Below are 23,256 nucleotides of genomic sequence, written 5' to 3'. Positions count from 1 at the left end.
TAGTCCTTGATTTGGACGAAAAATGGAGAGCTCAAATGGCAAAGAGCAAATTTGAACGTACGAAGCCGCATGTTAATATTGGTACCATTGGTCACGTTGATCATGGGAAGACTTCATTGACGGCAGCAATTACGAAATATTTTGGTGAATTTAAAGCGTATGACCAAATTGATGCAGCACCAGAAGAGCGTGCACGTGGGATTACTATTTCCACCGCGCATGTTGAGTATGAAACAGAGAAGCGTCACTATGCGCATGTTGATTGTCCTGGGCACGCAGATTATGTGAAGAACATGATTACAGGAGCAGCACAGATGGATGGTGCGATTTTGGTTGTTTCTGCCGCTGATGGTCCCATGCCTCAGACTCGTGAGCATATTCTTTTGGCGCGTCAGGTTGGTGTTCCTGCGATTGTGGTTTTTCTTAATAAGGTTGATCAGGTTGATGATGCTGAGCTTTTGGAACTTGTTGAGCTTGAAGTTCGGGAGCTTTTATCGAAATATGACTTCCCAGGAGATGATATTCCAATAGTTAAAGGTTCAGCGTTGGCTGCCCTTGAGGACAAAGATAAAAGCATTGGTGAAGATGCTGTCCGCCTTTTAATGAGTGAAGTGGATAATTATATACCAACTCCTGAGCGTCCTGTTGATCAACCATTTTTGATGCCGATAGAGGATGTTTTTTCGATATCGGGTCGTGGAACTGTTGTGACTGGTCGTGTTGAGCGGGGTGTTATTAAAGTTGGTGAGGAAATTGAGATTATAGGAATTCGACCAACTTCTAAGACGACAGTTACAGGGGTTGAAATGTTCCGTAAGCTTTTAGATCAGGGTCAGGCTGGTGATAACATTGGAGCGTTGCTTCGAGGTATTGATCGTGAAGGGATTGAGCGCGGACAAGTTTTGGCGAAACCTGGTTCCGTTACACCTCACACGCGGTTTAAAGCAGAGGCTTACATTTTAACGAAAGATGAAGGTGGTCGTCATACACCCTTTTTCACGAATTATCGTCCACAGTTTTACTTCCGTACAACAGATGTGACGGGGATTGTTACGCTACCAGAAGGTACAGAGATGGTTATGCCTGGTGATAATGTTGCAATGGATGTTTCATTGATCGTTCCGATTGCTATGGAAGAGAAGCTTCGTTTTGCTATTCGTGAAGGTGGTCGTACTGTTGGTGCAGGTATCGTTTCTAAAATCATTGAGTAAATAGTGGTTGTTGAGGAGCGCCTTTGTTGTTAAAAGGCGTTTTCCGTGATAGGGAAATAAAGAGCATGAACAGTCAAAATATCCGCATTCGTTTGAAAGCGTTTGACCACAGAATTCTTGATGCGTCGACGCGTGAGATTGTGTCGACCGCTAAGCGTACTGGTGCGAATGTCCGTGGTCCTATTCCGCTTCCGACGCGGATTGAGAAGTTTACAGTCAATCGTGGGCCACACATAGATAAGAAGAGCCGTGAGCAGTTTGAAATGCGCACGCATAAGCGCCTTCTTGATATTGTTGATCCAACGCCGCAAACAGTGGATGCGCTTATGAAGCTCGATCTTTCTGCTGGTGTGGATGTCGAAATTAAGCTCTGAGGTTTGAGGACAGAAGGAACAGACCCGATGCGTTCAGGTGTAATAGCACAGAAGCTGGGCATGACCCGTATTTATAATGATTCTGGTGAACATGTACCAGTAACGGTACTTCGTTTGGAGAGTTGTCAAGTCATTGCTCAGCGTACGGTTGAAAAGAATGGTTATACTGCTGTTCAATTAGGTGTGGGCTTTGCCAAGGTTAAGAATACCTCGAAAGCTCTTCGTGGACATTTTGCTAAGGCTTCCGTTGAGCCGAAAGCCAAAATAGCGGAATTTCGTGTTAGTCCCGATAATCTTCTTGAAGTCGGTACTGAGATTACGGTGGAACATTTTGTTCCGGGGCAGAGGGTTGATGTGACAGGTACGAGTATTGGTAAAGGTTTTGCTGGTGTTATGAAGCGGCATAATTTTGGTGGACATCGTGCTTCACATGGTAATTCAATTACACATCGTGCTCATGGTTCGACGGGACAGTGTCAAGATCCGGGTAAAGTGTTTAAAGGTAAAAAAATGGCTGGCCATATGGGGCAGGTGCGTGTCACGACACAGAATATAGAAGTTGTTTCCACGGATGTTGAGCGTGGTTTAATTTTAGTGCGTGGTGCTGTTTCTGGTTCTAAGGGTGCTTGGATTTTGGTGAGAGATGCTGTAAAGAAGCGTCTTCCTGATAATGCACCGAAGCCTGCTGGTATTCGCCATGTTGCAAAGGAGAAAACGGAAGTGGTTGCTCCGGTAACTGAAACCTCTGAAGCTGAGGGAGCCGAATAATGGATCTTGTAGTTAAAACCCTTGAAGGTAATGAAGCTGGTAAGTTAAAGGTTTCTGAGGGTGTTTTTGGTCTTGTACCGCGTGAAGATATTTTGCAACGTGTTGTTCGTTGGCAACTTGCACGTCGTCAACAGGGTACACATCAATCGCAGGGGCGATCTGATGTGTCGCGGACGGGAGCAAAGATGTTTAAGCAAAAGGGAACTGGACGTGCTCGGCACTCGTCTGCTCGTGCACCACAGTTTCGAGGTGGTGGTAAAGCGCATGGTCCAGTAGTTCGTAGTCATGCGCATGATCTTCCTAAAAAGATTCGTGCACTTGGGTTGCGTCTTGCTTTGTCAGCAAAATTAAAGGCAAATGATTTAATCGTCGTTGATGAACTGAATGTTAAGGATGCTAAAACCAAGATGCTTGTTTCTAGTTTTTCTAAACTTGGGTTTAGGAATGCTTTGTTAATTGGTGGCAAAGAAATTGACGTTAATTTTTCTCGTGCCGCATCTAATATTCCTAATATTGATGTTTTACCAATTCAAGGAATTAATGTTTATGATATTTTGCGTCGCAGCAAACTTGTTTTATCAAAAGCCGCTGTCGAGGCTCTTGAGGAGCGTTTTAAATGACAGACCTTCGCCATTATGATATAATTGTTAGTCCAGTTATTACTGAAAAGTCGACTATGATTTCTGAATATAATCAAGTTGCTTTTAATGTCGCGCCGAAAGCGACAAAGCCTGAGATTAAGGCTGCTGTTGAAGCGCTTTTTGGCGTTAAAGTTCAAGCAGTTAACACGATAGTCCGTAAGGGTAAAGTGAAGCGTTTCAAGGGCATTGTTGGTCGGCAGTGTGATGTCAAAAAAGCGATCGTGACACTGGCAAATGGTCAGTCTATCGACGTTTCGACAGGTCTTTAAAGAGGCTCGGAGATAAGAATAATGGCACTTAAGCACTTTAATCCAACTACTGCCGGGCAGCGTCAGCTTGTTATTGTAGATCGTTCTTGTCTGTATAAGGGTAAGTCTGTAAAAACGTTGACTGAGGGATTGTCATCAAAGGGTGGGCGTAATAATCGTGGTCGTGTTACTGCTCGTTTTCAAGGCGGTGGTCATAAACGTAGTTATCGGTTTGTTGATTTTAAACGTCTTAAACGTGATGTTTCTGCAAAAGTTGAGCGTTTAGAGTATGATCCAAACCGTACAGCTTTTATCGCGTTAATTCGCTATGAGGATGGGCAATTAAGTTATATTCTTGCACCACAACGTCTTGATATTGGTGATTCTGTTATAGCTGGATCGAATGTTGATATTAAACCCGGAAATGCTATGCCGCTTGCTAATATGCCGGTGGGTACAATTATTCATAATGTTGAAATGAAGCCGGGGAAGGGTGGTCAGATTGCGCGTTCAGCTGGCGCTTATGCGCAGTTGGTTGGGCGAGATCAAGGGATGGCTATTCTTCGTCTTAATTCTGGTGAACAGCGTTTGGTGTCTAGTAGTTGTTTTGCCACTGTTGGTGCTGTTTCGAATCCTGATCACGCGAATATTAATGATGGTAAAGCCGGAAGGTCACGTTGGCGTGGTAAGCGTCCGCATGTTCGTGGTGTTGCCATGAATCCAGTTGATCATCCACATGGTGGTGGTGAAGGTCGTACATCCGGGGGTCGTCATCCGGTATCTCCTTGGGGTAAACCTACGAAAGGTAAGCGTACGCGCTCGAATAAAGCCACTGATAAGTTTATTATGCGTACGCGTCATCAGCGCAAGAAATGAGAGAGGTAGTCTGAAGTGGTTCGTTCAGTTTGGAAAGGTCCGTTTGTTGACGGCTATCTTCTGGGGAAGGCAGAGAAGGTACGTGCAAGTGGCCGCAATGAAGTTATAAAAATATGGAGTCGTCGCTCTACTATTTTACCACAATTTGTTGGTTTAACTTTTGGTGTTTATAACGGCAATAAGCATATTCCTGTTTCTGTTTCTGAAGAGATGGTTGGGCATAAATTTGGTGAATTCGCTCCCACCCGAACCTATTATGGGCATGGTGCAGACAAGAAAGCGAAGAGGAAGTAGGGATGGGAAAAGCTAAAGTTTCTCGCCAGCTTAGGGATAATGAGGCAAAAGCAGTTACTCGGACAATTCGTGTTAGTCCGCAAAAGCTTAATTTAGTTGCTGCGATGATTCGTGGAAAAAAAGTGAATGTAGCGCTTGCTGATTTAACATTTTCGCGTAAACGTATTGCTGCGACAGTTAAGAAAACGCTTGAATCAGCGATAGCAAATGCAGAGAATAATCACGATCTTGATATTGATTCGCTCATTGTTGCAGAAGCCTATGTTGGTAAATCAATAGTGATGAAACGTTTTCATGTTCGTGGTCGTGGGCGCACTAGTAGAATTGAACGTCCATTTTCGCATCTTACTATTATTGTTCGTGAAGTTACCGAAAAAGTGGAGGCCGCATAATGGGGCAGAAGATCAATCCAATAGGGCTTCGGCTTGGAGTTAATCGAACTTGGGATTCTCGTTGGTATGCTGATAGTGGTGAATATGGGCGTCTTCTTCATGAGGATTTAAAAATTCGTTTATATGTTCTTGAAGAACTGAAGCAAGCAGCTATTTCTAAAGTTGTTATTGAGCGTCCGCACAAGAAGTGTCGTGTAACTATTTATTCTGCGCGTCCGGGTTTGATTATTGGTAAAAAAGGTGCTGATATCGAGAAGCTTCGTCGTAAGCTTTCCGAAATGACGGATGCAGAGACGTCATTGAATATAGTCGAAATTCATAAACCAGAAATTGATGCTGCGATTATCGCGCAATCAATTGCTCAACAATTAGAGCGTCGTGTTGCTTTTCGGCGTGCGATGAAGCGTGCGGTTCAATCAGCTATGCGTCTTGGGGCCGAAGGTATTCGTATCAATTGTTCTGGTCGTCTTGGTGGTGCTGAAATTGCTCGTATGGAATGGTATCGTGAAGGTCGTGTTCCACTTCATACCTTGCGTTCTGATGTTGATTACGGTACAGCAGAAGCTAAGACTGCTTATGGTATTTGTGGTGTTAAAGTTTGGGTCTTTAAGGGTGAGATTCTTGAGTATGATCCTATGGCTTCAGAGCGTCGCGCTGCGGAAGCTAATCATGCTGGTCCTTCGTCAAATCGTCGCCGTGAAAATGCTTAGTTTTTTTCGGTTGAATTAAATTTTGGAGTAGAGAGCAATGTTGCAGCCGAAGCGCACAAAGTTCCGTAAACAATTCAAGGGTCGTATCCACGGTGTTTCAAAAGGTGGTACGAGTTTAAATTTTGGTGCTTATGGTCTTAAGGCTGTTGAGCCGGAGCGGATTACTGCTCGCCAAATTGAGGCGGCGCGTCGTGCGATTACACGTTATATGAAACGTTCTGGTCGTGTGTGGATTCGTATTTTTCCGGATCTTCCAGTTACATCTAAGCCAACTGAGGTTCGTATGGGTAAAGGTAAAGGGAGTGTCGATTATTGGGCAACTCGTGTTGCGCCTGGGCGCGTCATGTTTGAGCTTGATGGGGTTCCTGAAGATGTTGCGCGTGAGGCGCTGAGATTGGGTGCTGCAAAGTTGCCTATTAAGACGCGTTTCGTACAGCGTATTGCTGAATAAAGAGGTTAAGCGATGAGAGCCAAGGAATTGCGGGCGCAAACGCTCGACCAAATGAAAGATGAGTTGGTGAAGTTAAAGAAAGAGCAATTTAATTTGCGCTTTCAAAAGGCAACCGGCCAATTGGAAAAGGCTGCACGTGTTAGGCAGGTTCGTCGTGATATTGCGCGTGTTAAAACTTTTCTTCGTCAGAAGATAAACGAAAGTAAGGTTTAAGGAAGTAAAAGATGCCTAAACGCATTTTGCAGGGTGTTGTCGTAAGCGACAAAAGTGATAAGACTGTAGTTGTCAAAGTGGAACGTCGTTATTCTCATCCACTTCTGAAGAAAACTGTTCGACAGTCTAAAAAATATAAGGCGCATGATGAGAACAACCAGTTCAAGATTGGCGATCAAATTTCTATTCAGGAATCTAGGCCAATCTCGAAAGATAAGCGTTGGACTGTTGTTACAGACAGTGTGGTGTAGTTAACTCGGTTTATTGTTTTAGAATTTAACAGGGATTTTATTTCCGTTGGTAAATTTGAGACAATAAATTTATTGTTATTTGGCAGGCAAATCCGGGTGTATTAGAGGTGCGACCGGATATAAACGTTATAGAGTAAGAGAAGGTAGCCAGTCATGATTCAGATGCAAACAAACCTCGACGTTGCCGATAATTCTGGTGCTCGTCGTGTCATGTGCATCAAGGTGTTAGGCGGTTCAAAGCGGAAATATGCTTCGGTCGGTGACATTATTGTTGTTTCGGTCAAGGATGCTATTCCTCGTGGCCGTGTTAAAAAGGGTGATGTGATGAAAGCTGTAGTGGTTCGTACTGCTAAGGATATTCGTCGTGCAGACGGTAGCGTCATTCGTTTTGATAGTAATGCTGCTGTTTTAGTTGATAATAAGAAAGAGCCGATCGGTACACGTATCTTTGGACCAGTTCCCCGCGAACTTCGTGGTAGGAATCATATGAAGATTATCTCGCTCGCTCCTGAAGTTTTATAAGGGGTGAATGTTATGCAGAAGATTCGAAAAGGTGATAGAGTCGTTGTGTTATCCGGTAAGGATAAAGGGTGTAGTGGTGAAGTAATTAAAGTAAATCCAAAGGAAAATAACGCTTTTGTTCGTGGTGTTAATATGATTAAACGTCATCAGCGTCAGACACAAAAGCAAGAAGCTGGAATTATTTCTAAAGAAGCTCCAATTCATTTATCCAATTTGGCGATTGCTGATCCTAAAGATGGTAAGCCTACCCGTGTAGGTTTTCGTATGAATGCAGATGGTAATAAGGTTCGTTTTGCCAAGCGTTCGGGAGAGTTGATTAATGGCTGAGGAAAAACAAACGCCGCGCATGAAGACGCATTATTTTGAAGTGGTTCGTAAAACGCTTCAAGAGAAGTTTAATTATAAAAATGCAATGCAAATTCCGCGGGTTGATAAAATTGTGGTTAATATGGGGATTGGTGAAGCAACTGCTGATTCCAAAAAACCGTCTATTGCTGCTGAGGATTTGGGACTCATAACAGGTCAGAAAGCGGTCGTTACTCGTGCGCGTAATTCCATTGCAACCTTTAAGGTTCGTGAAGGAATGCCGCTTGGAGCTAAAGTTACATTGCGTAAAGATCGTATGTTTGAGTTTTTAGATCGCCTTGTTACGATTGCGCTTCCGCGGGTCCGTGATTTTCGCGGTTTGAATCCCAAAAGTTTTGATGGTCGTGGCAATTTTGCTATGGGTATTAAGGAGCATATTGTATTTCCAGAAATCAACTATGATAAAGTTGATCAAATTTGGGGCATGGATATTATCGTTTGTACGACAGCAAAAACGGATGATGAGGCGCGTGAATTGTTGCGTGCTTTTAATTTTCCTTTTCGTTCGTAACGGCAAGTGTAGTGAGGTAAAGTTATGGCCAAAGTGAGTGCCGTTGAAAAAAATAAGCGTCGTGAAGTAATGGTAAAACGTTATGCTGCACGTCGCGCACGTTTGAAAGCGATTGTTATGGATCAGAAGGTTTCACTTGAAGAGCGTTTTAAAGCTTCTGTTCAATTGGCGGAGTTGCCGCGTAATTCTGCAAAAGTTCGTATTCGTAATCGCTGTGAGGTTTCGGGACGTCCGAGAGCTTATTATCGTAAATTAAGAATGTCACGAATTGCATTGCGTGAACTTGGTTCTATTGGCCATATTCCCGGCATTGTTAAGTCTAGTTGGTGAGGGGAGATTACTCAATGTCTATGTCAGATCCTCTTGGTGATATGTTAACACGTATTCGTAATGCACTTAGTCGTAAAAAAGGTAAAGTGCTTACTCCTGCTTCTAAGCTTCGTGCACGCGTTCTTGATGTGCTTCAGTCGGAAGGTTATATTCGCGGATATAATCAAGTCGATTTAGGTGATGGAAAGTCTGAAATTGAAATCGAGTTGAAGTATTTTGAAGGGTTGGCTGCTATTCGTGAGATTTCACGTGTTTCAAAGCCGGGTCGTCGTGTGTATGTTTCGGCTAAGTCTATTCCTCAAGTGGCGAATGGTCTTGGTATTTCGATTTTATCAACTCCTAAAGGCGTTATGGCGGATCATGAGGCACGTGAACAAAATGTCGGTGGAGAGCTTCTTTGTCGTGTTTTCTAAGTGATTTTAAGAAAACAGAAGAAAAATAGGTTAGAATAATGTCTCGTATTGGAAAAAAGCCCATTTCAGTTCCTTCAGGGGTTACTGCAACTGTCGATGGTCAGCTGGTTAAGGCAAAAGGTCCGAAAGGTGAACTAAGTTATATCGTTAATGATGAAGTCTTGGTTAAGCTTGAGGAAAATGCTATATTGGTTTCGCCAAGGGATAAATCAAAAGATGCACGCTCTAAATGGGGTATGTCACGCTCGATGATTGAAAATATTGTTTTGGGTGTAAAGGATGGTTTTGAAAAGAAGCTGGAAATCAACGGTGTTGGTTATCGAGCTGCTTTGCAAGGTAGGGATGTTCAGTTGTCTTTAGGTTTTTCTCACGATGTGATTTATAGAGTGCCATCGGGTGTTACTGTAACGGTTCCTAAGCCTACGGAAATTGTTATTTCTGGAATTGATAAGCAGCAGGTTGGGCAAGTTGCAGCAGAAATTCGCGAATATCGTAGACCTGAGCCTTACAAAGGCAAAGGTGTTAAGCATGCAGATGAGCGTATCTTTCGTAAAGAAGGCAAAAAGAAATAAGGATTTTGCATCATGGTTTCATCTAAGGACATTATTCAGCGTCGTGCACGGCGTGTTCGTCGTAGAATAAAAATGGTTTCTAGTGATCGTCCGCGGCTTAGTGTTTATCGTTCGAATCAAAATATTTATGCTCAAATTATCGATGATTTGCGTGGATGTACGCTTGTTTCCGCATCTACCCTTGAAGGCGATTTAAAAAAATCGTTAAAAAGTGGTTCTGATAAAGAAGCTGCTTTTGCTGTTGGTAAATTAATTGCCGAACGTGCAAAGAAAGCTGGTGTTAATGAAGTGGTTTTTGATCGTGGAGCATATGTTTACCATGGTAGAGTAAAGGCTTTGGCTGAAGCTGCTCGTGAAGGTGGCTTAAACTTCTAAAGCACCTTATTCGGAAATTTGAATAAGGAGATTTTTAGAGTGTTTCGTATAAGTTCCTCTGATTTTGTGATGGAACTTTTTTAGCGTGCTTCCGGAAAAGAAAAAGGAATGAGGAATGGCACAGAAAGAACGTAATGAACGAGATGAACGTGATGGTGAATTTGTCGATAGGCTTGTTCATATCAATCGTGTTGCTAAAGTTGTGAAGGGTGGTCGGCGTTTTGGTTTTGCTGCTCTTGTTGTTGTTGGAGATCAAAAGGGACGTGTGGGTTTTGGTCATGGCAAAGCGCGTGAAGTGCCCGAGGCGGTTCGTAAAGCTACAGAAGCTGCTAAGCGTGGAATGATTTATGTTCCGCTTCGCTCTGGACGTACATTGCATCACGATCTTGAGGGTCGTCATGGAGCTGGTCGTGTTTTATTACGTTCGGCTTCTGCGGGTACTGGTATTATTGCTGGAGGGCCGATGCGTGCTATTTTTGAAACTCTTGGTATGCAGGATGTTGTTGCAAAATCGCTAGGGTCGTCTAATCCTTATAATATGGTGCGTGCAACTTTTGATGCATTAAAACATCAAATGCATCCTAGAGATATTGCAGCGCAACGTGGTATCAAATATTCGACTTTACAGGCACGTCGTCAGCATTTGGTTGATGCAGAAGGGTAGTTTCTGGGATTATCAGAAAAGGAATTAGAAAATGGTTCAAAAAAAATCTCAGAATAACAGAACTGTGACTGTAGAGCAAATTGGAAGTCCAATTCGGAATTCACAGATTCAGCGTGCAACGTTGAAAGGGCTTGGATTAAATAAAATGCGGCGGCGGCGTGTTTTAGAGGATACGCTTTGTGTGCGGGGTATGATTGCTAAGGTTCGGCATCTTGTTCGTGTGATAGATGAAGGTTAAAGGTTGCGGGAGTATGAAATATGAAACTCAATGAACTGAGTGATTGCGAAGGCGCAACAAAAAATCGTAAACGTGTTGGGCGTGGTATTGGTTCTGGTACTGGTAAAACTGGTGGTCGAGGCGTGAAAGGGCAGGCATCGCGTTCTGGTGTTTCGCTTAATGGTTTTGAAGGTGGGCAAATGCCTATCTATCGTCGCTTACCGAAGCGTGGGTTTAGAAACTTTTTTGCCAAGAGCTATAACGAAGTTTCGCTAAGGCGTATACAGCTTGCGGTTGATGCAGGTAAGTTAGATATTGAAAAACCTGTTGATATGATTGCATTAAAAGAGGCTGCTATTATTCGTCGTCTGAAAGATGGAGTGCGCCTTCTTTCTGATGGTGAATTGAAAGCAAAGATTACTTTTCATGTTTCTTATGCTTCTAAAGCTGCTCGTATTAAGATTGAAAAAGCTGGGGGTCAGGTTATTTTTCCTGAAGTTGTTCAGTGAGTTTTTTTGATATCAATGATGGTTTAAGGGGGGGAAGTGTCTGATTCATTCTGAGATACCTTTTGTGAGGAATTATTTAAGTTTTGCATTTATTTATGTATGACGATATCAATTTTTAGAGTTATACTTCTGTGATTTAAAGAACTGGAGTGTGGACTGGAGACGTTTTATGGCATCAGCGGCAGAGCAATTTGCTTCCAATATAAACTTCGGTACTTTTTCGCGTGCAACTGAATTAAAGAGACGCATTTGGTTTACTTTGGCAGCGCTTCTGGTTTACCGTTTTGGTACTTATATCTCTCTTCCTGGTATTAATATTGATGCTTTACGGCAAACATTCGAACATCATGCATCTGGTGTTTTAGGATTATTTAATATGTTTGCTGGAGGTGCTGTTGCGCGTATGGCAATTTTTGCACTAGGAATTATGCCTTATATATCAGCGTCAATTATTGTACAATTGCTAACCTCAATCATTCCTTCGTTGGAAACTCTTAAAAAAGAGGGTGAACTAGGTCGTAAGATTATTAATCAGTATACTCGTTACGTAACAGTAGTACTGGCGATTCTACAAGCGTTTGGTATTGCAGTTGCGCTTGAAACCGGTATAGGGACAGGGCTTCAAATCGTTGTGGAACCAGGTTTCATGTTCCGTGTTTCTTCTATTATTACACTTGTTGGTGGAACGATGTTTCTCATGTGGCTTGGTGAGCAAATCACGTCACGCGGTATAGGTAATGGAGTTTCCCTTATTATTTTCATAGGTATTGTCGCTAATCTTCCTTCTACTTTTGCTCAGCTTTTGACGGCTCATAGTCAGGCTGATTTATCAACTTTTTTGTTAATAGCAATCTTTCTTATTGCGGTTTCCGTTATTGCAATTATTGTTTTTGTAGAGCGTGCGCAACGGCGAATCCTTATTCAGTATCCGAAACGTCAGGTTGGTAACCAGATGTTTCAAGGTGATATGTCACATCTCCCTTTAAAGTTGAATACTGCTGGTGTTATTCCACCAATTTTTGCATCATCTTTGTTATTGTTACCTGCAACTGTTAATAATTTTTCTGATAAAATGCCGCAATGGGTTCAAGCTGTTTCTTATTCTCTTGGTCATGGACAGCCACTTTATATGATTGTTTATGCACTTTTGATGGCGTTTTTTTGCTTTTTTTATACTGCTATTGTGTTTAATCCAAGTGATACAGCGGATCAGTTAAAGAAGCATTCTGGCTTTATTCCAGGTATTCGTCCTGGTGAGCGTACGGCTGAATATATTGATTATGTTTTGACGCGTATTACTGTTGTAGGTGCAATTTATATTATTTTGGTTTGTTTGTTACCTGAGTTTATGATATCTACGTTACAGGTTCCTTTTTATCTTGGGGGTACTTCCTTGTTGATTGTTGTTACTGTTACACTTGATACAGTTGCTCAAATTCAGGGACATCTTGTCGCACACCAATATGAAGGGTTGATTAAAAAGTCAAAACTTCGTGGAGGTAGAAGGAAGCGATGAGAGTTGTTCTTTTAGGTCCTCCAGGAGCTGGAAAAGGTACACAAGCTAAGATGTTGACAGAGGAGTATCATATTCCTCATTTATCAACCGGTGATATGTTGCGTGAGGTGATTAGTAGAGAAACAGAAATTGGCAAAAAAGCTAAATCTATTATGAGTTCTGGTGCTTTGGTATCTGATAGTATTGTTAATCAAATTGTATCAGATCGGATTGACGAAAATGATTGTGCAAACGGTTTTGTCTTGGATGGATATCCGCGCACTGTTGGGCAGGCAGAAGCTTTGCAACAGGCTTTGCAGTCAAAAAATATGTGCCTTGATGCTGTTATCGAGCTGGTTGTTGATGAAGATGTGTTGATTGAGCGAATGAAAAAACGCGTTCAGGAAACAATATCTACAGGCGGGCAGGTTCGTTCAGATGATAATGCTGTTGCTTTTGCAAAACGATTAGTGGAATATCGTGAGAAAACAGTACCCCTGTCGAAATTTTATTCGGAGAGGGGGTTGTTAAAGAGAGTTGATGGAATGATTGGTGTTACTGAGGTATCACGCATGATTAGAGAGTTTCTTAAATAAGGATTTTTTCGTAATAAATGAAAAGAGTTGACTTTTTTGATAAAATCTATCAAAAACTGCTTTAATTTATTTCAGTAAAATAACTGGATTCGGATAAATTTTATGCCGGGTCGGTTTTTCTATAAAATACATCAGGTGTTTTATGGTTAATTGTCAACATAACCAAGGAGAATAGGCGTGGCCCGTATTGCTGGCGTCAATATCCCAACGAATAAGCGTGTAGTTATTGCGCTTCAATATATCCACGGGATTGGACCGAAATTTGCTCAAGAAATTACTAAAAAGGTTGGTATTCCGATGGGGCGTCGTGTGCATGAACTTTCCGATGCGGAGGTTTTGCAGATTCGTGAGGCAATAGATCAAGGGTATCAGGTTGAAGGTGATCTTCGCCGTGAAGTGGCGATGAATGTTAAGCGTTTGATGGATCTTGGTTGTTATCGTGGATTACGTCATCGCCGTTCTTTACCTGTTCGCGGACAGCGTACGCATACGAATGCACGCACGCGTAAGGGGCCGGCGAGGGCAATTGCTGGTAAGAAAAAATAATAGTTTCTTTTAGAAAAAAAAGAAGCATTTTGTTTTTTATTTTGTTTCTTGTTCGAGTTTTTTACAAGAATAAAATGGGTGGAGCTGCTGGTGTTACGGCAGTGCAGAGATCGTTGAAAGGAAAGCTATGGCCAAGGAAGCCACACGTGTTCGTCGTCGCGAGCGCAAAAATATTTCATCCGGTGTTGTACATATCAATTCAACATTTAACAATACTATGATTACCATTACTGATGCGCAAGGAAACACAATTGCGTGGTCGTCTGCTGGTGCTCAAGGGTTTAAAGGTTCACGTAAATCTACTCCTTTTGCAGCTCAGATTGCTGCAGAAGATTGTGCTAAAAAAGCTCAAGAACACGGTATGCGTTCATTAGAAGTTGAAGTTTGTGGTCCTGGGGCAGGTCGTGAGTCGGCTTTGCGTGCGTTACAGTCGGTTGGTTTTATTATTACTTCCATTCGTGATGTAACACCAATTCCTCATAATGGATGTCGCCCTCGGAAAAGGCGGCGTGTTTGATTGGGTATTGTTTTTCGTTATCGGAGGCTTCTCTGATGTTCACATTGGCCGTTACGATTGAATGGTAGCGGGACTAAAGAACGGGAATAAAAATATGATCCAGAAAAACTGGCAAGAACTCATTAAACCCAATAAGGTTGAGTTTTGTACACATGATAATCCAAATATTTCGAGCTTGATTGCAGAGCCTCTTGAGCGGGGTTTTGGTTTGACGTTAGGAAATGCGCTTCGTCGTGTATTGTTATCATCGCTGCGTGGTGCTGCAATTACTGCTGTGCAAATTGATGGTGTGTTACATGAATTTTCATCAATTCCTGGTGTTCGTGAAGATGTTACAGATATTATTCTGAATATCAAAGAAATTGCACTTCGTATGCAAGAAGAGGGACCTAAACGTGTTGTCGTTTGTAAGGAGGGTCCTGGTGTTGTGAAAGCTGGAGATATCAAGACTGTTGGAGATATGGTAATTCTGAATCCAGATCATATTATTTGTACTCTTGATGAAGGTGCTGAAATTCGTATGGAGTTTATTGTCAATACAGGGAAGGGGTATGTTCCATCTGATCGCAATTGTGTTGATGATGCGCGAATAGGTCTTATTCCTATTGACAGTCTTTATTCACCAATTCGCAAAGTATCTTATAAAGTAGAGAATACACGTGAAGGTCAAGTTCTTGATTATGATAAATTAACGCTAACGATTGAAACCAATGGTGCTGTTAATGGAGAGGATGCTGTTGCCTTTGCAGCACGTATTCTTCAGGATCAGTTATCCTTATTTGTCAATTTTGAGGAGCCACAGAAAGACCCTGTAGAAGAGTCTGATTCAGAGCTTGCATTTAATCCTGCGCTTCTCAAAAAAGTCGATGAATTAGAGCTTTCAGTTCGTTCAGCAAATTGTCTTAAGAACGATAATATTGTTTATATTGGTGATCTTATTCAAAAGACGGAATCTGAAATGCTCCGCACGCCGAATTTTGGGCGGAAGTCGTTAAATGAAATTAAAGAAGTTTTGGCATGTATGGGATTGCATCTTGGTATGGAAATTCCTGCATGGCCGCCTGAAAACATTGATGATCTTGCTAAACGCTATGAAGATCAATATTAATTTAGAATTTAAGGAGAAGGCTTATGCGCCATAGTAACTCAGGTCGTAAGTTGAACCGGACTGCCAGTCACCGTAAAGCGATGTTTGCAAATATGGCGGTTTCGCTGATCGAGCATGAACAGATTGTAACAACGCTTCCGAAGGCTAAAGAGATTCGTCCTATTGTTGAGAAGTTGGTCACACTTGGTAAGCGTGGAAGTTTGCATGCGCGTCGACAAGCAATCGCAGCACTTCGTGATGCGGGAAAGGTTGCGAAGTTATTTGATACAATTGCGCCGCGTTATGCATCGCGTAACGGTGGATATTTGCGTATTATGAAAGCAGGGTTTCGTACCGGTGATAATGCTCCCATGGCTGTTATAGAGTTTGTTGATCGTGATGTTGATGCGAAGGGTGCTGTAGATCATGCGCGTACGGAAAATGTTATAAATGAAAAGGGAGCTTCTTCATAAAGTGTTTTCTTTTCTGTTGGATTTTTAAAAGCCGCCTTTTTGGGCGGTTTTTTTTATGTGCATTTTACAGTCAGTTTTATTTTCAAGAAATAAATGGAGAGGAAAGATTAGAAAATATTGAATTATTTAATTTTTTTAATATCTACTGCTCAAATAGGTTGTTTTTATTCTTAATTATAAATATTAGTGAGAATTCTAAGCTTATGAAGGATAAGAGGGGTTCTTATCCTATTAATGCTAACGAATGAATTAGTTTTTAAGGAGCGAGACATGAGGTATTTTTTTTGGGCGTGGCTTTTTTTTGCTATTATAGCACAGCCATCGTTTCATTGTGCATATGCTCAAATTCCGGAAACACGAAAAGAAATCACCCTTTCATTTGCTCCTTTAGTTAAGAAAACTATTCCGTCTGTCGTAAATATTTATGCAGCTCGCCAAATTAGAGCACGTTCACCTTTTGATGGTGATCCATTTTTTGAGCAATTTTTTGGTCGTTTTCAAAATAACCGACCTTTACGCACGCAATCGTCATTGGGATCGGGGGTGATTGTTGATGCACGTGGTTTGATTGTTACCAATTACCATGTCATTAAAGATGCAAGTGAAATTAAAGTGGCTCTTTCTGATGGGCGGGAGTTTGACAGTAAGATCATGCTAAAAGATGAAGCAACTGATATTGCTGTGCTTGAAATTAATGCAAAGGGTGCGCAGTTTCCTATTCTTCCTTTAGGAGATTCTGATACAGTTGAAGTTGGTGACCTTGTTCTTGCAATTGGTAATCCTTTTGGTGTTGGTCAAACAGTTACAAGTGGTATTGTTTCGGCGCAAGCACGCACACGAGTCGGTATTTCTGATTTTGACTTTTTTATTCAAACAGATGCTGCCATTAATCCAGGTAATTCTGGTGGAGCTTTAATTGATATGAAAGGACAATTAATAGGGATTAATACCGCTATTTATTCGCGCTCAGGTGGCTCTGTAGGGATTGGGTTTGCTATTCCGGCAAATCTTGTGAAAGTGATGCTTGAGACTGTTAAACGTGGTGGGAAGTATTTTGTGCCACCTTATATTGGTGCATCTTTCCAAAATGTTACACCTGACATTGCTGGTGGGTTAGGTTTAGAGCGTCCCTATGGGGCTCTTGTCATTGAAGTTAACAAAGATAGTCCTGCGGAAAAAGCTGGTTTGAAAGTTGGCGATGTTATTTTGAGTGTGCAAGGGATGCGCGTTGTTAGTCCAGATGGTCTTGGATATCGTTTAATGACAGCGGGCATGGGGCAGAGCCTTATTTTAGAATATTTAAGAAGTGGAAAAATATTCAAGACGAAAATAAACATTTCATCAATGCCGGAATCTGCATTTTCAAAATCTGAAAAAATTATTGATGAAGGTCCTCTTTCTGGTGCTGAAATATTAGATTTAACACCGCAAAATAGTCGACGTTTTCATCTTCCCACCTCTGCAAGAGGTGTTGTGATTACTAACATTGATGAAATGAGCAATGCTGCAGGGATTTTTCGTCCGGGAGATATTTTGCGTGTTGTGAATGGCCATAAAATTCAAACAGTCAGTCAATTGAAAAAGATTCTCATGCAAGGTCGCCAGCGTGTTTGGCACTTGGAATATGAACGTGATGGTATGTATATTCGCCAATTTATTCGCTGAGGTTTTTTTTGAGTAAAGATTTTATTACTTCGTCTTTTGATCTTCATGTTAATAAGAAGCGGCCGCTTGCAGAAAAAATGCGTCCTCGTTCTCTCAATGATGTATTGGGACAAAACCATTTAGTTGGAGAGGAGGGGGTGCTCTCGCGCATGGTGGCTGCTGGCTCAATTGGTTCGATGATTTTCTGGGGGCCTCCAGGAACAGGAAAAACAACGGTTGCGCGCTTGTTAGCGCTTGAAACAAATTTCGCTTTTGAACAAATTTCTGCCATTTTTACTGGAGTTGCTGAACTTAAAAAGATTTTTGAAAATGCTCAGATTCGCTTTATATCTGGATGTCAAACGCTTTTGTTTGTGGATGAAATTCATCGATTTAATCGTGCACAGCAGGATAGTTTTCTCCCGGTCATGGAAGATGGTACTATCATTCTTATCGGTGCAACGACAGAAAATCCTTCATTTGAAATTAATGCTGCTCTTCTTTCTCGTGCCCGTGTTTTGACGTTTTTTCCCCATGACGATGAAAGTTTGGGTATGCTTTTAAAACGCGCTGAGGAAATGGAGGGAAAGCTTCTTCCATTAGATGATGATGCCAGAGATGTTTTGATAGGGATGTCTGATGGTGATGCGCGGGCAGCGTTAACATTGGCAGAAGAAGTTTGGTGTGTTGCGCGACCAGGAGAGATATTTGATGCTGTCGCTTTGCAAAAAATCATTCAACGTCGTGCTCCAATTTATGATAAAGGGCGAGATGGTCATTATAATCTCATTTCAGCGTTGCATAAATCAGTTCGTGGATCTGATCCTGATGCAGCTCTTTATTATTTAGCACGTATGTTTGATGCGGGCGAGGATCCTCTTTATATTGGGCGAAGATTGGTCCGTATGGCTGTTGAAGATATTGGTTTAGCGGATCCGCAAGCTCTTGTTATTTGTAATGCGGCAAAAGATGCTTATGATTATTTAGGATCACCTGAGGGAGAATTGGCTTTGGCGCAAGCATGTCTTTATGTTGCAACGGCACCAAAATCGAATGCAGCATATCTCGCGTATAAGGCAGCTATGCAGAGCGCACGCAAAAATGGTTCTTTGCCTCCTCCTCAGCATATTCTTAATGCACCTACAAAATTTATGAAGGCAGAAGGATATGGGCATGGTTATCGTTATGATCATGATGAACCAGATGCTTTTTCGGGACAGGAATATTTTCCTGAAAAACTTGGGCGCCAAATCTATTATCAACCAGTTGAGCGTGGTTTTGAGCGTGAGATTGCGAAACGTCTTGAATGGTGGAAGCAATTGCGCAAAAAACGAAAAAATCAAAAATGAAATTTTAGTTAAAACGAGATTTTTTATTGTTCTTGAACTGATTTTACATCAGTTATATGGTTATAAATTCATTAATAATCGAATTTATGCTTTAAAAGCTTATTATTTGTAGAGTAAAAGGTTTTCTTTTTATCTAATCAAGAATTTATATACGCTTAGAACTCAATTTTAAGAGATATTGGTCTAGTTGTAATTCATGTGCTGCTTTATAATGAGGGTTTTAGTTGTATGCGGTGTATGTGGTTTTGATTGATGATGAATCTTTTGGGTATTAATAGCTAAATGATATGCTAAGGGAGTTTAGCTCTTCATTGTGTACAAGAGGAGTATCAGGAGGTTGTATAAACACCGTGTTAAAATTTAAATTGTTTCTTTTTTAGAGGAGAGCTATAGATATATCGAGCTTCTTTTCCTTATATGCCAGTATCTTATTGAAGTGTATTTGTGTTGTGTGAGATAAACGTGAGATAAAGAAGCCTTTTTGTTTATGTTTTATGAGATGTTATGGATATAATATCGTGATAGAAATGGAAATAGTTTGTGAAAATTGAAACTCAACGCTTTAGTTAAGCTAAAGGAACAGTGTACACTGGGTGTTGAGTTGTAATGAATCGGTCAAGGATATAATCGTGGATAAAACAAAAGCTCTCGATGCTGCTCTCTCACAAATTGAACGCTCTTTCGGTAAAGGCTCAATTATGCGTCTTGGGCAAAAAGAGCAGGTTGTTGAAATTGAAACAATCCCCACTGGTTCATTATCCTTAGATATTGCTTTGGGTGTTGGTGGATTACCAAAGGGCCGTATTATTGAGATTTATGGACCAGAAAGTTCTGGAAAGACGACACTAGCTTTGCATGCTATTGCTGAGGCACAGAAAAGTGGTGGGATTTGCGCTTTTATAGATGCAGAACACGCTCTTGATCCTATTTATGCCCGTAAACTTGGTGTTGATTTAGAAAACTTGTTCATTTCTCAACCAGATACCGGTGAACAGGCGTTGGAAATTACCGAAACACTTGTTCGTTCTGGTGCGGTTGATGTACTCGTTGTTGATTCTGTGGCAGCTTTGACACCGCGTGCGGAAATTGATGGTGAAATGGGTGACGCTTTGCCGGGATTACAAGCACGGTTAATGAGTAAAGCGTTGCGAAAGTTAACATCAGCAATTTTTCGCTCTAACTGTATGGTTGTCTTTATTAATCAAATTCGCATGAAAATTGGTGTGATGTTTGGTTCTCCCGAAACGACAACAGGCGGAAACGCTTTAAAATTTTATGCTTCTGTTCGTTTAGATATTCGTCGCATTGGATCCATTAAAGATCGGGATGCAATCGTTGGTAATCAGACGCGTGTTAAAGTCGTGAAGAATAAATTGGCACCTCCATTCAAACAGGTTGAGTTTGATATTATTTATGGTGAAGGCATTTCCAAAGTCGGTGAATTGATTGATTTAGGTGTTAAAGTTGGTATTGTGGAAAAGTCTGGTGCATGGTTCTCTTATAATTCTCAACGATTAGGACAGGGACGTGAAAATGCAAAGCAGTTTTTACGTGAACATGAGGAAATAGCTGCGGAAATCGAGACAGCTTTGCGTCAAAATGCTGGTTTGATTGCGATTGAATTATTAGAAAATGCAGGCTCAGAAAATACAGAAAGCGACGAAGTCATTTGATGAAATGTTTGTTTGAGTACAACTCCTTCATTTAAATTTTTTCTGTTTTTATTTGTCAGAATTTTAAAGTATAAGATTACTTATTTCTCAACTTTTTTGAAAAAACATTCTGTTTTCTGATTAAATTGACTCTATCCGTGGCAAAGAGGATGTTTAATGAGAGGGACTGCTTTTATGATTTTGTACTGTACTTTGCAGGTGTCAATATGAATAGTGTTAAGAACATCCGGTCAACTTTCCTCGATTATTTTCATCGTAATGGGCATGAAGTTCTTTCTTCTAGTCCACTTGTTCCGCGTAATGATCCCACACTTATGTTTACAAATGCAGGAATGGTACAGTTTAAAAATGTTTTTACTGGACTGGAACAGCGTTCTTATAAGCAGGCAACAACTGCACAAAAATGTGTTCGTGCGGGTGGAAAGCATAATGATCTTGACAATGTTGGCTATACGGCACGCCATCATACATTTTTTGAAATGCTGGGTAATTTTTCTTTTGGTGATTATTTTAAAGAAGAAGCCATTTTTTTATCATGGGAGCTTTTAACAAAGGAATTTTGTCTTCCAAAAGATAAATTATTGGTGACAGTTTATCATAGTGATGATGTTGCTGCTGAACTTTGGCGGAAAATCTCAGGTCTTCCAGACGAAAAGATTGTCCGTATTGCGACTGCTGATAATTTTTGGACGATGGGGGATACAGGTCCTTGCGGTCCTTGTTCGGAGATTTTTTATGATCATGGTGAGGAAATTTGGGGAGGACCACCTGGAAGTTTGGATGAAGATGGTGATCGCTTTATCGAGATTTGGAATCTGGTCTTCATGCAATATGAGCAAATTACTAAGGAAGAGCGTGTTGAACTACCTCATCCTTCTATTGATACAGGTATGGGATTAGAGCGTATTGCAGCTGTTTTACAGGGCGTTCATGATAATTATGATATTGATCTTTTTCGTGCGTTAATTGGTGCATCACAAGAGATAACAGGGGTTAAAGCAACGGGTGATTTTGTTGCCAGCCATCGTGTGATAGCTGATCATCTTCGTTCGTCAGCGTTTTTAATTGCTGATGGTGTTCTTCCTTCTAATGAAGGTCGGGGATATGTTTTACGTCGTATTATGCGTCGAGCTATGCGTCATGCACATCTTCTTGGTGCGAAAGAGCCATTGATGTGGCGTCTTTTGCCTGCTTTAATCCGTGAAATGGGACAAGCCTATTCTGAATTAGTACGTGCTGAATCTTTAATTTCAGAAATTTTGAAGTTAGAAGAGATTCGATTTCGGAAAACTCTTGAACGGGGATTGGGTTTATTGAATAAAGCGAGTACCAATCTTAAAGAAGGCGATTGTTTTAATGGTGAAGTTGCCTTTAGGCTTTATGATACCTATGGTTTTCCACTTGATTTAACACAAGATGCTCTTCGGAATCGTGGAATATCTGTTGATGTTGACGCTTTTGATAAAGCGATGGAACGTCAGAAAGTAGAAGCACGTGCTCACTGGGCGGGTTCTGGGGAGGCTGTAACAGAAAAGATATGGTTTTCTGTTCGTGATCAAGTGGGGGCTACAGAATTTTTGGGTTATGAAACAGAAAAAGTTGAAGGTATTGTTACAGCTCTTGTTTGTGATGGTAAACTCGTTGACCATATTTCTTTAGGTCAGAAAGCTATGCTTGTTGTTAATCAGACACCTTTTTATGGTGAAGCTGGTGGGCAAATTGGTGATAGCGGTATCATTTCTGGTGAAAATTTTACTTTTGAGGTGCATGATACCCAAAGAAAGGGTGATGGTGTTTTTGTTCATATTGGAGAAGTAAAATTTGGTCGGGTAAAGATATCTGATCGTGTAGAATTAACAGTTGATTCTGTTCATCGTAAGAAAATTCGTGCAAACCATTCTGCTACCCATTTATTACACGAAGCTTTACGTCAAATATTGGGCTCTCATGTTACTCAAAGAGGCTCTTTTGTATCGCCAGATCGGTTGCGTTTTGATTTTTCTCATCCAAAATCCGTTTCACCAGAAGAATTGAAAAAAATAGAAGATTTAGCAAATGACATTGTTTTGCAAAATAGTGAAGTAACAACGCGTCTTATGCTGATAGATGATGCAGTTTCAGAAGGGGCAATGGCGTTATTTGGTGAAAAATATGGTGATGAAGTCCGTGTTGTTTCTATGGGGCAAAAATTTAAACAGGGAGGATTAAAAAAGAATTGGTCAATTGAGCTTTGTGGGGGCACGCATGTAGAGCGAACAGGCGATATCGGTTTGATTCATATTGTTTCTGAAAGTTCTGTAGCAGCTGGAGTTCGTCGTATTGAAGCTTTAACAGGGACAGCAGCACGCCTTTATCTTACACGCCAAGATGAGCGAATCCATGAAATTGCTGATCTTTTAAAAACTTCTTCTGCGGATGTGGAAGAGCGTGTTCGGACTTTACTTGATTATCGTTGTAAACTTGAAAAAGAGCTGAGTGATGCACGCAAGAAAATTGCTCTGAATGGTGAAGATATGAAGAGTAGTCAAGAAGATATTACCGTCATCAATGGTGTTTCTTTTATGGGGCGTATTGTGAGAAATATTTCACCACGGGATTTGAAAGCATTCGTGGATTCTGGAAAAAAACAGATTGGATCTGGAGTTGTTGCTTTCATTGGTCTTTCAGAGGATGGAAAGGGAAGTGCTGTTGTTGGTGTCACAGAGGATTTAACGGATACGTTGAATGCTGTTGATTTGGTGCGCATTGTTTCAGGTATTCTTGGTGGTCAAGGCGGTGGTGGTCGTCCTGATATGGCCCAGACTGGTGGTCCTGAGGGGAATAAGGCTGATGATGCACTTACGGCATTAAAAGCTTTTCTTGAAGGATAATTTCTGATTTATTATTTAGTTGTTTAGATTCTCTCTTTTTTAAGAGAGGGATTTTGGTCGTTTAGACATGCTTCTTTCTTAAAGGTGAGACGTTTATT

32 protein-coding genes are annotated in these 23,256 nt (G+C 41.1%); all 32 read left to right on the top strand.

Annotation, left to right across the window (positions count from 1 at the left end):
- The first annotated feature begins 35 nt into the window (after positions 1-35).
- The 32 genes from tuf to alaS all read left to right on the top strand — a co-directional run bounded on the left by tuf (position 36) and on the right by alaS (position 23,158).
- Positions 36-1,211, top strand: a complete 1,176-nt coding sequence (tuf, locus tag MCQ_RS08210) for an elongation factor Tu (RefSeq protein WP_006923203.1) — start codon at positions 36-38, stop codon at positions 1,209-1,211.
- Positions 1,212-1,276: 65 nt separating this feature from the next.
- Positions 1,277-1,585, top strand: coding sequence for a 30S ribosomal protein S10 (gene rpsJ, locus MCQ_RS08205; RefSeq protein WP_004855744.1), 309 nt, complete (start codon positions 1,277-1,279; stop codon positions 1,583-1,585).
- Between the two features lie 27 nt (positions 1,586-1,612).
- Positions 1,613-2,353 carry a 50S ribosomal protein L3 gene (rplC, locus tag MCQ_RS08200; protein ID WP_006924710.1) on the top strand — a complete coding sequence of 247 codons (741 nt, stop codon included), beginning with the start codon at positions 1,613-1,615 and terminating at the stop codon, positions 2,351-2,353.
- Positions 2,353-2,973 carry a 50S ribosomal protein L4 gene (gene rplD, locus MCQ_RS08195; protein WP_006924709.1) on the top strand — a complete coding sequence of 207 codons (621 nt, stop codon included), beginning with the start codon at positions 2,353-2,355 and terminating at the stop codon, positions 2,971-2,973. The genes rplC and rplD overlap by 1 nt, the downstream gene beginning before the upstream one ends.
- Positions 2,970-3,263 (top strand): 50S ribosomal protein L23, encoded by a 294-nt coding sequence (locus tag MCQ_RS08190; protein ID WP_006924708.1) that lies wholly within the window; start codon positions 2,970-2,972, stop codon positions 3,261-3,263. Before rplD ends, MCQ_RS08190 begins: the two co-directional genes overlap by 4 nt.
- Before the next feature lie 21 nt (positions 3,264-3,284).
- Entirely contained in the window at positions 3,285-4,118 is an 834-nt protein-coding gene (gene rplB / locus MCQ_RS08185) for a 50S ribosomal protein L2 (protein WP_006924707.1), read from the top strand.
- A gap of 15 nt (positions 4,119-4,133) precedes the next feature.
- Positions 4,134-4,412, top strand: a complete 279-nt coding sequence (gene rpsS / locus MCQ_RS08180) for a 30S ribosomal protein S19 (RefSeq protein WP_004855734.1) — start codon at positions 4,134-4,136, stop codon at positions 4,410-4,412.
- Between the two features lie 2 nt (positions 4,413-4,414).
- A complete protein-coding gene (gene rplV, locus MCQ_RS08175) occupies positions 4,415-4,804 on the top strand; it encodes a 50S ribosomal protein L22 (protein ID WP_006924706.1) in 390 nt (129 codons plus the stop codon).
- Positions 4,804-5,514 (top strand): 30S ribosomal protein S3, encoded by a 711-nt coding sequence (gene rpsC / locus MCQ_RS08170; RefSeq protein ID WP_006924705.1) that lies wholly within the window; start codon positions 4,804-4,806, stop codon positions 5,512-5,514. Before rplV ends, rpsC begins: the two co-directional genes overlap by 1 nt.
- Before the next feature lie 37 nt (positions 5,515-5,551).
- Positions 5,552-5,965 carry a 50S ribosomal protein L16 gene (gene rplP, locus MCQ_RS08165; RefSeq protein ID WP_006924704.1) on the top strand — a complete coding sequence of 138 codons (414 nt, stop codon included), beginning with the start codon at positions 5,552-5,554 and terminating at the stop codon, positions 5,963-5,965.
- Positions 5,966-5,977: 12 nt separating this feature from the next.
- Positions 5,978-6,178, top strand: coding sequence for a 50S ribosomal protein L29 (gene rpmC, locus MCQ_RS08160; RefSeq protein ID WP_006924703.1), 201 nt, complete (start codon positions 5,978-5,980; stop codon positions 6,176-6,178).
- A gap of 11 nt (positions 6,179-6,189) precedes the next feature.
- Positions 6,190-6,429 carry a 30S ribosomal protein S17 gene (rpsQ, locus tag MCQ_RS08155; RefSeq protein WP_006924702.1) on the top strand — a complete coding sequence of 80 codons (240 nt, stop codon included), beginning with the start codon at positions 6,190-6,192 and terminating at the stop codon, positions 6,427-6,429.
- Between the two features lie 153 nt (positions 6,430-6,582).
- Positions 6,583-6,951: a 50S ribosomal protein L14 gene (gene rplN / locus MCQ_RS08150; RefSeq protein WP_004855715.1), complete on the top strand. Its 369-nt coding sequence runs from the start codon at positions 6,583-6,585 to the stop codon at positions 6,949-6,951.
- A gap of 12 nt (positions 6,952-6,963) precedes the next feature.
- Entirely contained in the window at positions 6,964-7,278 is a 315-nt protein-coding gene (gene rplX / locus MCQ_RS08145) for a 50S ribosomal protein L24 (RefSeq protein WP_006924701.1), read from the top strand.
- A complete protein-coding gene (gene rplE / locus MCQ_RS08140) occupies positions 7,271-7,828 on the top strand; it encodes a 50S ribosomal protein L5 (RefSeq protein ID WP_006924700.1) in 558 nt (185 codons plus the stop codon). Before rplX ends, rplE begins: the two co-directional genes overlap by 8 nt.
- Positions 7,829-7,852: 24 nt before the next feature.
- Positions 7,853-8,158, top strand: a complete 306-nt coding sequence (gene rpsN, locus MCQ_RS08135) for a 30S ribosomal protein S14 (protein ID WP_006924699.1) — start codon at positions 7,853-7,855, stop codon at positions 8,156-8,158.
- 14 nt (positions 8,159-8,172) lie between these two features.
- Positions 8,173-8,571: a 30S ribosomal protein S8 gene (gene rpsH / locus MCQ_RS08130; protein ID WP_006924698.1), complete on the top strand. Its 399-nt coding sequence runs from the start codon at positions 8,173-8,175 to the stop codon at positions 8,569-8,571.
- Positions 8,572-8,609: 38 nt separating this feature from the next.
- Positions 8,610-9,143, top strand: a complete 534-nt coding sequence (gene rplF / locus MCQ_RS08125; protein ID WP_006924697.1) for a 50S ribosomal protein L6 — start codon at positions 8,610-8,612, stop codon at positions 9,141-9,143.
- 12 nt (positions 9,144-9,155) lie between these two features.
- The gene (rplR, locus tag MCQ_RS08120) at positions 9,156-9,518 is read left to right on the top strand and encodes a 50S ribosomal protein L18 (RefSeq protein WP_006924696.1); all 363 of its coding nucleotides are present in this window, start codon (positions 9,156-9,158) and stop codon (positions 9,516-9,518) included.
- 115 nt (positions 9,519-9,633) lie between these two features.
- Positions 9,634-10,182, top strand: a complete 549-nt coding sequence (gene rpsE, locus MCQ_RS08115; RefSeq protein ID WP_006924695.1) for a 30S ribosomal protein S5 — start codon at positions 9,634-9,636, stop codon at positions 10,180-10,182.
- Between the two features lie 31 nt (positions 10,183-10,213).
- Positions 10,214-10,420: a 50S ribosomal protein L30 gene (gene rpmD, locus MCQ_RS08110; RefSeq protein WP_006924694.1), complete on the top strand. Its 207-nt coding sequence runs from the start codon at positions 10,214-10,216 to the stop codon at positions 10,418-10,420.
- 20 nt (positions 10,421-10,440) lie between these two features.
- Positions 10,441-10,908, top strand: coding sequence for a 50S ribosomal protein L15 (gene rplO, locus MCQ_RS08105; protein WP_006924693.1), 468 nt, complete (start codon positions 10,441-10,443; stop codon positions 10,906-10,908).
- A gap of 169 nt (positions 10,909-11,077) precedes the next feature.
- Positions 11,078-12,424 (top strand): preprotein translocase subunit SecY, encoded by a 1,347-nt coding sequence (gene secY, locus MCQ_RS08100; RefSeq protein ID WP_006924692.1) that lies wholly within the window; start codon positions 11,078-11,080, stop codon positions 12,422-12,424.
- Positions 12,421-12,999 (top strand): adenylate kinase, encoded by a 579-nt coding sequence (locus MCQ_RS08095; RefSeq protein WP_006924690.1) that lies wholly within the window; start codon positions 12,421-12,423, stop codon positions 12,997-12,999. Before secY ends, MCQ_RS08095 begins: the two co-directional genes overlap by 4 nt.
- 177 nt (positions 13,000-13,176) lie before the next feature.
- Complete coding sequence (gene rpsM, locus MCQ_RS08090) at positions 13,177-13,545, top strand: 30S ribosomal protein S13 (RefSeq protein WP_006924689.1); 369 nt, start codon at positions 13,177-13,179, stop codon at positions 13,543-13,545.
- A 127-nt stretch (positions 13,546-13,672) separates the two neighbouring features.
- Positions 13,673-14,062 carry a 30S ribosomal protein S11 gene (gene rpsK / locus MCQ_RS08085; RefSeq protein WP_006924687.1) on the top strand — a complete coding sequence of 130 codons (390 nt, stop codon included), beginning with the start codon at positions 13,673-13,675 and terminating at the stop codon, positions 14,060-14,062.
- Between the two features lie 94 nt (positions 14,063-14,156).
- Positions 14,157-15,170 (top strand): DNA-directed RNA polymerase subunit alpha, encoded by a 1,014-nt coding sequence (locus MCQ_RS08080; protein WP_006924686.1) that lies wholly within the window; start codon positions 14,157-14,159, stop codon positions 15,168-15,170.
- 23 nt (positions 15,171-15,193) lie between these two features.
- Positions 15,194-15,622: a 50S ribosomal protein L17 gene (rplQ, locus tag MCQ_RS08075; protein WP_006924685.1), complete on the top strand. Its 429-nt coding sequence runs from the start codon at positions 15,194-15,196 to the stop codon at positions 15,620-15,622.
- Positions 15,623-15,892: 270 nt separating this feature from the next.
- Positions 15,893-17,287, top strand: a complete 1,395-nt coding sequence (locus MCQ_RS08070) for a DegQ family serine endoprotease (protein ID WP_006924684.1) — start codon at positions 15,893-15,895, stop codon at positions 17,285-17,287.
- 8 nt (positions 17,288-17,295) lie between these two features.
- Positions 17,296-18,615, top strand: coding sequence for a replication-associated recombination protein A (locus MCQ_RS08065; RefSeq protein ID WP_006924683.1), 1,320 nt, complete (start codon positions 17,296-17,298; stop codon positions 18,613-18,615).
- 629 nt (positions 18,616-19,244) lie between these two features.
- On the top strand, positions 19,245-20,288 hold the full coding sequence (gene recA / locus MCQ_RS08060; protein ID WP_006924682.1) for a recombinase RecA: 1,044 nt from the start codon (positions 19,245-19,247) through the stop codon (positions 20,286-20,288).
- A 206-nt stretch (positions 20,289-20,494) separates the two neighbouring features.
- Complete coding sequence (alaS, locus tag MCQ_RS08055) at positions 20,495-23,158, top strand: alanine--tRNA ligase (protein ID WP_006924681.1); 2,664 nt, start codon at positions 20,495-20,497, stop codon at positions 23,156-23,158.
- Positions 23,159-23,256 lie beyond the last annotated feature (98 nt).

The sequence above is a fragment of the Candidatus Bartonella washoeensis Sb944nv genome, from assembly GCF_000278135.1.
Lineage (GTDB): Bacteria > Pseudomonadota > Alphaproteobacteria > Rhizobiales > Rhizobiaceae > Bartonella > Bartonella washoeensis.
This window is presented reverse-complemented; position numbering and strand designations above follow the sequence as displayed.